11 protein-coding genes are annotated in these 12,149 nt (G+C 67.1%); 5 read left to right on the top strand and 6 right to left on the bottom strand.

All coding sequences use genetic code 11. The annotated features are described in order from the left end of the window. The first annotated feature begins 35 nt into the window (after window positions 1-35). Window positions 36-1,199: a CsgG/HfaB family protein gene (locus AC07XS_RS07405; protein WP_182713915.1), complete on the top strand. Its 1,164-nt coding sequence runs from the start codon at window positions 36-38 to the stop codon at window positions 1,197-1,199. A 7-nt stretch (window positions 1,200-1,206) separates the two neighbouring features. Here the strand turns inward: AC07XS_RS07405 and phoB are convergent, their stop codons facing one another. The 6 genes from phoB to AC07XS_RS07375 form a co-directional block, all read right to left on the bottom strand. Continuing rightward, window positions 1,207-1,899, bottom strand: coding sequence for a phosphate regulon transcriptional regulator PhoB (gene phoB / locus AC07XS_RS07400; protein ID WP_152949895.1), 693 nt, complete (start codon window positions 1,897-1,899; stop codon window positions 1,207-1,209). Between the two features lie 20 nt (window positions 1,900-1,919). Next, entirely contained in the window at window positions 1,920-2,645 is a 726-nt protein-coding gene (gene phoU, locus AC07XS_RS07395; protein ID WP_054765402.1) for a phosphate signaling complex protein PhoU, read from the bottom strand. After that, on the bottom strand, window positions 2,645-3,607 hold the full coding sequence (pstB, locus tag AC07XS_RS07390; protein ID WP_054765401.1) for a phosphate ABC transporter ATP-binding protein PstB: 963 nt from the start codon (window positions 3,605-3,607) through the stop codon (window positions 2,645-2,647). The genes phoU and pstB overlap by 1 nt, the downstream gene beginning before the upstream one ends. A 4-nt stretch (window positions 3,608-3,611) precedes the next feature. Further along, the gene (gene pstA / locus AC07XS_RS07385; protein WP_054765400.1) at window positions 3,612-4,916 is read right to left on the bottom strand and encodes a phosphate ABC transporter permease PstA; all 1,305 of its coding nucleotides are present in this window, start codon (window positions 4,914-4,916) and stop codon (window positions 3,612-3,614) included. After that, entirely contained in the window at window positions 4,909-6,339 is a 1,431-nt protein-coding gene (gene pstC, locus AC07XS_RS07380; RefSeq protein ID WP_054765399.1) for a phosphate ABC transporter permease subunit PstC, read from the bottom strand. Before pstC ends, pstA begins: the two co-directional genes overlap by 8 nt. A gap of 144 nt (window positions 6,340-6,483) precedes the next feature. Next, complete coding sequence (locus AC07XS_RS07375; protein WP_182713914.1) at window positions 6,484-7,896, bottom strand: ATP-binding protein; 1,413 nt, start codon at window positions 7,894-7,896, stop codon at window positions 6,484-6,486. A gap of 152 nt (window positions 7,897-8,048) precedes the next feature. Here AC07XS_RS07375 and AC07XS_RS07370 point away from each other — a divergent pair, with 152 nt between their 5' ends. The 4 genes from AC07XS_RS07370 to AC07XS_RS07355 form a co-directional block, all read left to right on the top strand. Then, window positions 8,049-10,334 carry an ATP-binding protein gene (locus AC07XS_RS07370; RefSeq protein WP_321207996.1) on the top strand — a complete coding sequence of 762 codons (2,286 nt, stop codon included), beginning with the start codon at window positions 8,049-8,051 and terminating at the stop codon, window positions 10,332-10,334. Window positions 10,335-10,486: 152 nt separating this feature from the next. Further along, window positions 10,487-11,104 (top strand): 50S ribosomal protein L25/general stress protein Ctc, encoded by a 618-nt coding sequence (locus tag AC07XS_RS07365; RefSeq protein WP_054765396.1) that lies wholly within the window; start codon window positions 10,487-10,489, stop codon window positions 11,102-11,104. An 87-nt stretch (window positions 11,105-11,191) separates the two neighbouring features. Then, window positions 11,192-11,812 (top strand): aminoacyl-tRNA hydrolase, encoded by a 621-nt coding sequence (gene pth, locus AC07XS_RS07360; protein WP_182713913.1) that lies wholly within the window; start codon window positions 11,192-11,194, stop codon window positions 11,810-11,812. A 37-nt stretch (window positions 11,813-11,849) separates the two neighbouring features. Then, a partial coding sequence (locus AC07XS_RS07355; protein WP_182713912.1) for a hypothetical protein occupies window positions 11,850-12,149 on the top strand: 300 nt, incomplete at its 3' end.

The raw sequence follows: 12,149 nt of genomic DNA, 5'->3' as shown, positions 1-12,149 counted from the left end.
CTGAATCTTCACGGATTTGGGGTATTCGAGGCGCCATGCAGCGCCTGTCGATACAAATGACCGCCGCCCTGTGCGTCGCGGCCGTTGGAATGTCCGGCTGTGTCGGCGCCCATTACGATCCGGCGACCGGGCTTTACGCCCGCACCCTGGGGGGCGCGCCGGCGACACCGAACCCGACGCCCTACACTCAATCGCTGGAGTGCCTTGCACGGGCGGCGCGCGCCCAGAGCCTGCGCGGGCCGACCTTGGCCGTGGGGGCCATTTCGGACCTGACCGGCAAGAACGACTGGGACACTGGACGAAAAGTCAGCCAGGGCGCCGCGCTTTTCGCCATGACCGCCTTGGGCAGGGCCGGACTGCCGGTGGTCGAACGCTATGACCGCTCCGTGTCCGACATCGAGCTGGCCTACGCCCAGACGGGGGCTGTGTCCGGGGCCCTGATCGGCGAAACGACGCCTGCCGCGACGATCGCGCCCCGGACGCCGTCGGAACCGGACCCCGAGGTGGTCTCGACCGTCGTTCCGGCCGATGCGACGGCTCTTGCCCCCCGACCGGTCCTGACCGGTCAGATCGCGGGTTCGCGCTACTACATCGTCGGCGGCGTCACCGAGCTGAACTACAACATCCGATCTTCGGGCGTCGACGCCGCCGGGGGCGAGGTGGACAGCCAGGGCGCCAAGGGCAGTTTCCGCAACAGCGCCTATGTGATGAATATCGCCATCGACCTGCGCCTGGTGGATTCCGTCAGCCAACAGGTCGCGGCCGTCGCCTCCTATCAGAAGCAGTTGATCGGCCGAGAGATCAAGGCCGGCGTCTTCGACTTTCTGGACGGCAACGTCTTCGACATATCGGGAGGCGCCAGCCAGTTGGAGCCGATGCAACTGGGGGTCCGCACCCTGGTGGAACGCGGCGTATTCGACCTGGCCAGCCACCTCTATGGATTTGACCGGTCCGCCTGCCTGCCCGACGGACTGGAGAGCGAAGACGGGGTCACGCCTCTGCTTCCCCTTGGTCCGCATCACATCCTCATGGCCGAAGACGCGGCGCCCCGGATCGCCCGTGCGGTAGAGCCTGAAATCGAGCGACGCCTTGAGGCGGCGACGCCCATTCCCCTCCCCGTCCAGACGGCGTCAAATCGATCGGTTCAAGCCCATCCGGGGCCGGTGATCGAGCCCGGCACCTGGCGCGTCCGGCGCTGAGGGCTGATCAGCCTTCCAGATCCAGCGAATAGCCGGCTGAGCGGACCGTGCGGATCGGATTGGCGCTGTCGTCGCCGATGGCCAGGGCCTTGCGCAGACGGCCCACGTGGACGTCCACTGTGCGCGCCTCGACATAGACGTCCGACCCCCACACGGCGTCCAGCAGCTGCTCGCGGCTGAACACCCGGCCCGGATGCTGCATGAAGTGATCCAGCAGGCGGAACTCGGTCGGCCCCAGATGGACTTCCTGCCCAGACCGCTTCACCCGATGGGAGACGCGGTCGATGATGATGTCGCCGTGGTTCAGGCGGTCGTCGGCAAGACCCGGACGGATGCGGCGCAAGACGGCGCGGATGCGGGCGATCAGCTCGACCATCGAGAAGGGCTTGGTCAGATAGTCGTCGGCGCCGGTATCCAGCCCCCGCACCCTATCGCTTTCCTCGCCGCGAGCCGTCAGCATGATGATGGGCAGGTTGCGCGTCTCGGCCTTGCCCCGGATGCGACGGCAGACCTCGATGCCCGACAGCTTGGGCAGCATCCAGTCCAGCAGAACGAGATCGGGCTGGCGCTCGTCGATCTGGAGCATCCCCTCCTCGCCGTCGGCGGCGACGGTGACGTCGTAGCCTTCCTTTTCAAGGTTGTACTGAAGCAGGGTCGCCAGCGCGTCCTCGTCTTCCATCACAAGGATATAGGGCTGCACGTCGGGTCTCCGGTCTCGGGTCAGTGCGTCGAAAGGTTCGGCGTCGGATCGGAATCTTCGGCCGTGGGTTGGGCGCGCGGGCGTTCGCCCACGATGTCTTCGCCGGTGATTTCGTAGTGCACGGTCTCGGCGATATTGGTCGCGTGGTCGCCGATCCGCTCCAGGTTTTTGGCCATGAAGAGCAGATGGGTGCAGGCCCCGATCGTGCGCGGGTCGCCCATCATATAGGTGAGCAGTTCGCGGAACAGGGCGTTGTAATGCTCATCGACCTCGTCGTCGGTCTGCCAGACGGCGACGGCGCGATCCAGCTCTGAGGCCGTATAGGCGTCCAGCACGTCCCGCAGCCGGGTCGAGACCAGCCGCCCCATCCGCTCGATCGACCGGGTCAGGGGTTGCATGGGCTCGCCCTCGGCCAGGATCAGGGCGCGCTTGGCGATGTTCTTGGCCAGGTCGCCGGTGCGTTCCAGGTCGGTCGCGATCTTCATGGCGCCCAGGGTGCGGCGCAGGTCGCTGGCGACCGGCTGGCGCAGGGCGATCAGGCGAATGGCCTTCTTTTCGATGTCACGGTGCAGGGCGTCGAGCTTGAGGTCCCGCTCGACCACGGCGCGGGCCAGGGCGATGTCGCGCCGGGCGACAGAGTCGATCGCATCTGCGACCTGGGCCTCGGCGAGACCGCCCATGCGGGCGATCTCGGCCGTGATCTGATTCAGCTCGTCGCCATAAGCCTTGACCGTGTGCTGGTTCATTAGCCGAAGCGTCCCGTGATGTAGTCCAGGGTGCGCCGCTCGCGCGGATTCTGGAAGATGTCTTCGGTGTCGCCGGTCTCGACCAAACGCCCCATGTGGAAGAAGGCCGTGCGTTGCGACACCCGGGCAGCCTGGGCCATGGAGTGGGTGACGATGACGATGCAGAACCGCTCGCGCAGTTCGTCGATCAGCTCTTCGATCCGGGCGGTGGCGATGGGATCAAGCGCCGAGCAGGGCTCGTCCATCAGGATCACTTCGGGGTTCACGGCGATGGCGCGGGCGATCACCAGACGCTGCTGCTGGCCGCCCGACAGGCCCATGGCCGAGGACTGAAGGCGATCGGCGACTTCATCCCAAAGGCCCGCGCGTTTCAGGGCGCTTTCGACCACGCCGTCCATCTCGGACTTCGCCGAGACCAGGCCGTGGATCTTGGGGCCGTAGGCGACGTTTTCGTAGATCGATTTGGGGAAGGGGTTCGGACGCTGGAACACCATGCCGACCCGCGCGCGCAGCAGGACCGGGTCGATGGAGCGGTCGTTGATGTCTTCGCCGTCCATGGCGATCCGCCCCGTGACCTTGGCCCCGGAGATGGTGTCGTTCATGCGGTTCATGGTCCGCAGGAAGGTCGACTTGCCGCAGCCAGAAGGACCGATCAGGGCCGTGACCGTCTTGTCTGGTATGTCCAGCGACACCTCAAAGAGGGCCTGTTTGCCCTCGTAGAAGACCGAAACGTCGCGCGCGGCGATCTTGATCGGGCCGGTGGGCGGCGTAGCCACGACCGTCTGGTCCGCCTGGCGCGAAGATTCGGCGGCGGCCTCGATCCGGTCTGCGTCGCCAGCCGTTTCGGACGCTTCGCTCACGGCCGCAGGCAGAACCTGACCGCCCATGCGCACGGCGTCGGTCGGATCGGCCGTCCCGGCGCCGGTCTGGTCTTCAGCAGAACGGAAGATGCGAGTTTTCATGCTCTTACCACCGGCGCTCGAAGCGCCGCCTCAAGATGATAGCCGCCGCGTTCATGATGATCATGAAGACGAGCAGAACGATGATCGCCGCAGCCGTGCGTTCGTGGAAGGCGCGTTCAGAGGCGTTTTCCCAAATGTAGATCAGCGACGGCAGGGCGCCGACCGGCTGGTCGATGGCGTGCGGCACGCCCGGCACGAAGCTGACCATGCCGATCAGCAGCAGGGGCGCGGTTTCGCCCAGGGCGTGGGCCATGGAGATGATGGCGCCGGTCATCACGCCCGGCATGGCCAGGGGCAGAACGTGGCTGAACACCGTCTGGGTGCGCGAGGCGCCCATGGCCAGGGCCGCCTCCCGGATCGAGGGCGGCACCGCCTTCAGCGAGGACCGGGTGGCGATGACCAGGGTCGGCAGGGCCATCAGTGCCAGGACCAGGCCGCCGACCAGGGGACTGGCGCGCGGCAGGTGCATCCAGTTGATGAACAGCGCCAGGCCCAACAGGCCGTAGACGATCGAGGGCACGGCTGCGAGGTTGTTGATATTGACCTCGATGATGTCGGTCAGCCTGTTCTTGGGCGCGAACTCCTCCAACCAGACCGCTGCGCCGACGCCCAGCGGAATGGCGATCAGGGCGGTGACCATCAGCATCAGGGCCGAACCCACCACCGCGCCCAGCACGCCCGCCAGTTCCGGCTGGGTCGAGTCGCCGTTGGTGAACAGGGCGGTGTTGAAGTGCGCCCCCACCACCCCCTCGGCCTGCATCCGCTCCAACCAGGCGATCTGCCGATCCGTCAGACGGCGCTGGTCTTCAGGGGTCGATTTCGAAATCTCGCCTTTCAGATACAGGTCCGCATCGTCCGATAGGGGCGCGGCCAGGGGCACGGTCTCGCCGATGACGTCCGGGCGTTTGGCGACTAGGTCGGCGGCGACGAACTTCAGCTCGGACGAGAACAGGCCGCGCATTTCGGCCGAGGCGCGACCGGCAGCGTCGTCCTGAACGCCCCAGCGCGCCAGCTGCTGCTCGGCGGCCAATTGCTCGAAGTTGGACCCTTGAGGATAGGCCCGATCCACGCGGGCCGGGTCCATATAGACCGGGACGGTCACCGTATGGGTGTAGAAGGCGGTGTGCCCCTGCTCCACGATCCGCACCAGAAGGATGGCCAGGAACAGGACGGCGGCGGCGATGGCCAGACGGCCATACCATTTGAACCGCGCCTCCTTGGCGTGGCGTCGTTTCAGCCCGGCGCGCAGTCGGTCCAGCCGCGTCCTGTCGGTCGCGCCGGCGAGGCGATCGGAGGTCGCGTCAGTCATATTGTTCCCGATAGGTCTGCACGATGCGGTGGGCGACGATGTTGAGCACCAGGGTCGCCATGAACAGGGTCAACCCCAGGCCGAAGGCCGACAGGGTCTTGGCGCTGTTGAACTCCTGGTCGCCGGTCAGCAGCGTGACGATCTGGACCGTGACGGTGGTCACCGTGTCCAGCGGATTGAAGGTCAGGTTGGCCGCAAGGCCCGCCGCCATGGTCACGATCATGGTCTCGCCGATCGCGCGCGACATGGCCAGCAGCAGGGCGCCGGCGATGCCCGGCAGGGCGGCCGGCAGAAGAACCCGCTTCACCGTCTCCGACTTGGTGGCGCCCATGGCGAAGGAGCCGTCGCGCAGGGTCTGGGGCACGGCGTTCAGAATGTCATCCGACAGGGAGGAGACGAAGGGGATCAGCATGATCCCCATCACAGCGCCGGCCGTCAGAGCCATCTGGTTCTGCACCAGGGCCAGATAATGACCGAGGCCGTCCAGCGGTCCGCCGATCAGAAACAGCCCGATTTCATTGAAGAAGACCCGCAGGAGCGGCCCCACGGTCAGGGCGGCGAAGAAGCCGTAGACCACCGTCGGCACCCCGGCCAGAATCTCCAGCAGCGGCTTGACCACCGCCCGCGTGCCGCGCCCGGCGTATTCCGACAGATAGATGGCCGACAGAAGTCCGATCGGCGCGGCCACGCACATGGCGATCGCCATGATCAGCAGGGTGCCCGCGAACAGGGGCACGGCGCCGAATGCCCCGGTCGATCCCACCTGGTCGGCGCGGATGGCGATCTGGGGGCTCCACTGGGTTCCGAACAGGAAGTCGAAGATCGGGACCCGCTGGAAAAAGCGGAAGGAGTCGAAGGCCAGGGAGGCGATGATGCCGATCGTCGTCAGAACGGCGATGGCGGAACAGACGAACAGGGCGCCGTACACCCAGCCTTCCACCCGGTTGCGCGCGCGTGTCTGGGGACGGATTTGGGTCATGGCGAACAGACCGCCCAAGACGGCGGCCAGGACGGCGGCCAGTCCCCCGCCCCACTTCAAGGTGCGCTCGATACTGACCATGCGGCGCGCTTCGACCGGGAGCTGCTCGGCCAGGGGCCGTTCCCAGATCTGAAGGGCGGGCTCGCCGCGACCGAGGCGATGGGCGTCGGCGAAGAAAGCGTCGCGACGGAACGGATCCAGGGCGGCCACCTCCGGCGGCGTGTCCACTGCGGTCAGCTGCCGCTCCAGGGGCGCCGAGAACAGACTCATCAGCACCAGAACCAGCAGGGCCGGCGCGGCGACCCAGATCAGGGCGTAGGCGCCATGCTGTCCGGGTCGCGAATGCGGCTTGGCCCCGACGGCGCGGCGGACGGCCAGGGCGCGACCGCCCAGATAGGCGGCGACGCTGAGCGCGACGAGGATCAGTAGGTAAATCCAGATCATTCCGGGTCCGAGGCGGTCAGGCGCGAATCGAAAGAAGGCCGGCGATCCGGCGGCTACGCGGCGCGACTACTGCCCGCGAATGGTCAGCGGAATAAGACGACTTAGTGACAGTTCCATAACAGCGCAGATGGCGCGGCGCGGCGATCAGGAGGCGGCGCGAACATCCCGCCGTTCGACCACCATGGGGAACCAGGCGGTAAAGGCGGCGCCCAGACCCGGTGCGCTCTCCACCACCAGACCGCCCTCGTGGCGATTGACGATGTGTTTGACGATGGCCAGGCCCAGTCCGGTGCCCTGGCGCTCGCCGCTCTTTTGACCTTCGACTCGATAGAATCGCTCGGTCAGTCGCGGCAGGTGCTCGCGCGCCATGCCCGGCCCATGATCGCGCACGGTGACGGCTGCATAGAGGACGCCCGCAGCCCGGTCCGGCGTGACCAGCGGCAACCGCGTCGCGCCCGGCATGCGGGACGACCAGGCCTCGTCGAACGACAGGTCCGAGCGCACCGAAATCTCCACTGTGCCCCCGGCGGGTGAATATTTGACGGCGTTGTCCAGCAGATTCTGGACGACCTGGAGGATTTCGTCGCGGTCGCCGTTTATGGAGGCGCGTGTCTCCCCGCGGTCCAGGGCCACGACGATCTGTTTGGCCTGGGTCAGAATGCTGACGGCGTCGACCACGTCGGCCGCCGCGCGATCCAGATCGACCCGGCCTGACGGCGGAATATGTTCATTCAGCTCGATCCGGCTGAGCGACAGAAGGTCGGCGACCAGACGCCCCATGCGATCCGCCTGGGCCGACATGATGTCCAGGAATCGATCGCGCGCTGCGGCGTCGTCGCGCGCGTGACCCTTCAGGGTTTCAATGAAGCCGCTGAGCGAGGCGAGCGGCGTGCGCAGTTCGTGGCTGGCGTTGGCCAGGAAGTCGACGCGCATCATCTCGGTGCGGCGCGCGGCGGTCTCATCGCGCAGGACGACCAGGGCCAGGGGATCGCGCCCCTCCGCGGCCTCGGTGGACAATGGCCGGGTCCAGGCGCGCCAACGCCGGTCCCGCTGCCCGCCGGTGGTGTAGTCTGTCGTGCGCGAGACGTCGCCGAAGAGGGCTTCGTCCACAGCTTCCAGCACCCCCGGCTCACGGATCACCTGGACCAGCAGCGCGCCCTGACGATGGATCCGCAACAGGTCGCGCGCGGCCTTGTTCGCCATCACGATGCGCCGACCGGCGATGTCGTCCGGCTCGCCGCCGCTGACGATCAGAACAGGATCGTCCAGGCTTTCGAACACCCTGTCGAGCAGGTCGGCGGTGACGGGATCGGTCGCCCCGTCCGCAGGCGCGCCCTCCGGCGTCGGCGTCGGCGCCGGCGCCGGCGACTGGGCGTTCAGCAGCCAGGCCGATCCGGCCACCACCACCGCCCCGCTGACCAGCCATCCGGCGATCTGAGGATGGACGAAGGCGAGACCCAGCAGAACCCCCACCGCGATCGCGATGCTGATGCCTACCGTCCACAATCGAGACGTCGAGGTCGGCGCCACCGGCGAAGGCGAGGAATCATAGGACATGGGCGGCGCGAGACTCGCTCGAACGGTTGGGTAAATCCCATCCTTGCACGGATTTTGTGACGCCGCGCCGACAGGACCGGCGATTTTTCCAAGCCTGACCGCACGGTTTGTTTAGGAGTTTTAGGCAGGCTGTCGCCAAAGGGGGAACTTCCTTGGTTCGGACGATGGACGCGGTCCTGTACGGTCACGACTGGCGGCTCAGCCTGCTCGCCGTCGCCTTCTGCTTTGCGGGAATGGCGTCGACCCTGCAGTTGATCGAGCTGACACGCCGGCGGGACGTCAAGACGCGCTGGCGGCTCGCCGTCGCCGCCGGCATCGTCGCCTCGCTCACGACCTGGGTGGCCCATGTCCTGGCCATGAAGGCGCTGGCCGCCCGCCTGGGCGGGACCTATGACGTCGGCCTGGCCCTGGGGTCCAGCATATTGGCTATGGCGATGATCGGCTTGGCCGTCGTCGTGGCCCTGGCGCGAGGACGGCTGTGGCGGACGTTTGCGGGGCTGATCGCCTTGTCCGGCGTGGCGGCCATGCACTATCTGGGCATGGTGGGTTTCCAGGCGTCCGGTCGGATGGAGTGGCGGTCCGATCTGGTGGTTCTGTCTATCGTCGGCGGCATGGCCATCGCGGGCGCAACCGCCTTCCTGCATCGTCGGGGCAGCCTTCCTCGCCTGTTGTTGAGCGCCGGCGGGGCGGTCGCCGCCATCATGTTCCTCCATGTCATGGGTACGGCGGCGCTGAGCGTGACGCCCGATCCGGCGGCGGGACGGCAGGCCGCCTTGTCTCCAGAGGCGATGCGCCCCCTGATCATCCTCGTCTTTCTGGCCGTCGGCGGAACGGGCGGGGTGATCGGGGTCATGGCCTATATGACGCGGGCGGGAGCCCTGGCGCGCATCCGCGAGGCGGTCGAAGCCATGCCGGACGGCCTGGCCTTCTTCGACGCCGACGATCGACTGGTGCTGTGGAACGCCCGCTATGCCCAGGTGAACCCGGAACTGGGGCCGCTTCTAAAGGTCGGGACCCCCTTCCTGGACCTGATTCGGATCGGCATGGACGAAGGGCGGTATGACGACGCCATCGGGCGCGAGGACGAGTGGATCGCCGAGCGGCTGAGGGCGCGCCGCGCCGCATCCTCCTTCATTGAGCAGCAGGTGGCTGGCGACCGCTGGCTGCGGATCCAGGACCGCCGGACGGCGGAGGGTGGGACCGTCACCGTCTGCAACGACATCACCGACCTGAAGCACGACGCCCGCGCCCTGGGCGAGGCGCGCGACGCGGCCGAGGCGGCCAATGTGGCCAAGAGCCTGTTCCTGGCCAATATGAGCCACGAGATTCGCACCCCGCTGAACGGCGTCATCGGCCTGTCCCAGGCTCTAGCCAAGACGGAACTGACGGCCGAGCAGCGCGAAATCCTGGATCTGATGCAAGCCTCCGGCCAGACGCTTCGGACCCTGCTGAGCGACATTCTGGATCTGGCGCGGGTCGAATCGGGCAGGCTGGAATTGACTGAGGACGCCTTCGAACTGGCTGGCGCGGTGCGCGAGGCGGCCCAGCTCTATGCCGAGAACGCCCGCGAGAAGCACCTCGGCTTCCATGTGGACATCGATGTCGAAGACGGGCTTTGGGTCATGGGCGACGTCGTGCGCCTGAAGCAGATCCTGACCAATCTGATCTCCAACGCCGTCAAATTCACCAGCCAGGGCTTTGTCGGCCTGACCGTCCAGCGTGGAGCGGACCATGCGCGTGGGCCGACCCTGCGCTTCACCGTCGAAGACACCGGCATCGGTTTCGACTCAGCGACGAGAGAGCGTCTGTTCCGACGCTTCGAACAGGCCGACGGCGGCATTACGCGCAAGTTCGGCGGCTCCGGCCTGGGGCTGTCGATCTGCCGCCAGTTGGCGGAGATGATGGGCGGCGACCTGGATTGCGAAAGCGAGCCCGGGGGCGGCTCGGCCTTCATACTGACCCTGCCCCTGTCGGTCTGCGACGCTCCGGCCCAGAGCGAACCCCAGGCCGACCCTGAAACGCCGGCTCGCCTGCGCCGTCCCGTGCGGGTGCTGGTCGCCGACGACCATCCCACCAACCGTCGGGTGATCGAGCTGATTCTAGCCCAGACCTCGGTCGAGCTGTGCATGGTCGAAAACGGCGCAGAGGCCGTTGACGCCTTCCGTCTTCGCAGCTTTGACCTGGTGCTGATGGACATGCAGATGCCGGTGATGGACGGCCTGACCGCCACCCGGGAGATTCGACTGCATGAAAGCGCGACCGGGGCGGCGCGAACCCCGATCGTCATGTTGACGGCCAACGCCATGCCCGAACATGTGGCGGCGGGTCGCTCGGCCGGAGCGGACCACCATCTGGCCAAGCCGTTCAACGCCGCCGAACTGCTGGCGATCGTCATCGACCCCGCCGCCCTGCCGAAGATCGACGCTCAGGCGGCGTGATTCCGCTGAGCGGTCGCCGATCCGGTCTCAGGCGGTTGCACATCCGTCATGATGCGTGTAATAGCCCGCGCTCTTGAATTCGAGGGTTCATGACCCCCGCCGCGCGGGCCCAGGGTTGGCGCGGTGTTTCCGTTGTTGTTGAGGCGAGCCAGATGGCCGAGATCATTCTGAACGTGGACGTCCGCGAAGGCGTCGGCACCGGTGGCGCCCGCGCCGCCCGTCGCGCCGGTTTCGTGCCGGGCGTCCTGTACGGCGGCGACAAGGCCCCCGTCGCCCTTTCGGTGAACGAGAAGGACTTCCGCAAGTCGCTCTACACCGGCAAGCTGCTGGGCCATCTGGTGACGCTGAAGTACGGCGAAGAAACCCAGCCGGTCATCGCCAAGGACGTACAGTTCGACCCGGTGTCGGACCGTCCCCTGCACTTCGACCTGATGCGCGTCGATGAGCACGCCCCGGTCAAGATCGAAGTGCCCGTGCACTTCAAGAACGCTGACGAAGCGCCGTTCGCCCGTCAGGGCGGTTCGCTGGAAGTCGTCCGTCACGCCGTTGAAATCCTGGTCAAGGCCGACAGCATTCCGGAAGAACTGGTGGTCGATCTGGCCAAGGCCCAGATGGGCGACACCATCCGCATCTCGGACATCGCCCTGCCCAAGGGCGCCCAGCCCACCATCACCGACCGCGACTTCGTGATCGCCACCATCAAGGTCTCGTCCGCCGCCCTGTCGGCCGCCGCCGACGAAGCCGCCGAGGCCGAGACGACCGAAGGCTGAGCCTTCGTCGCATCGCCGGAACCAAGCCCCGCCCGGCTCGCCGCGGCGGGGCTTTTCTTTGGGCGACGCACACGGCATGAGGACGTCATGATCATCATCGCCGGTCTGGGCAACCCAGGCGCCAAATACGAGAAGAACCGCCACAACATCGGCTTCATGGCCGCCGACGAGATCGCGCGGCGTTGGCGGTTCGGCCCCGAGCGGGCCAAGTTTCAGTCGATCGTCAGCGAGGGTCAGGTCGAGACGGCGAATGGCCCGGTCAAGGTCCTGCTGATGAAGCCCCAGACCTATATGAACGAAAGCGGCCGGGCCGTCGGCGAGGCCGCGCGCTTCTACAAGATCAAGCCCAGCGAGATCATCGTCTTCCATGACGAGATCGACCTGGCGCCCGGTCGGTTCCGCATGAAGACCGGCGGCGGAGCAGCCGGCCAGAACGGAATCCGCTCGCTGATCAGTCATCTGGGACCGGACTTCCGTCGCGCCCGGATGGGGATCGGCCATCCCGGCGAGAAGGAGATGGTCATGCCCCACGTCCTGGGAGACTTCCACAAGGCGGAGCAGCCCTGGCTGGACGCCCTGCTCCAGGCCTGCGCTGACGCTTTGCCCTTCGCCGTCGCCGGCGACGACGAACGCTATCAGGGCGAGGTCATGCGCCTGGCCCCGGCGCCCAAGTTCAGTCCCCGCCAAGCGGCGCGCGGCGAACTGTAGCCTGTACGCCCTTGGCGAAACGCCGTAGAGGCGAGGCGTGAACCGTTCCGGCGCCGATCATTGGTCGACATCGAAGTCGCTCGCCTTCCTGGCGGCGGTCTTCGCCATCGTGCTCGGAAGTCTGCTGCCGTTCGGCGCCTTGGCGGCGGCCCAGCCGGGCCAGCCTCTGGTCATCTGTTCCGCAGAAGGGCCGCAGACCATCCAGTCCGGCGGCATGGACGGCCCGGTCAACAAGCATCTGGGGGCCAAGTGCGCAGCCTGCGTCGTGCCCCTGGCCGCCGCCCTGCCCGCCCCGCCCGCACCCGAACCCGCGCCGGTCATCCGCACGGTCGAGACC

It is taken from the genome of Brevundimonas sp. GW456-12-10-14-LB3 (genome assembly GCF_059424365.1).
The sequence above is the reverse complement of the archived record's forward strand: the minus strand, read 5'-3'. Positions and strand labels throughout refer to the sequence as shown.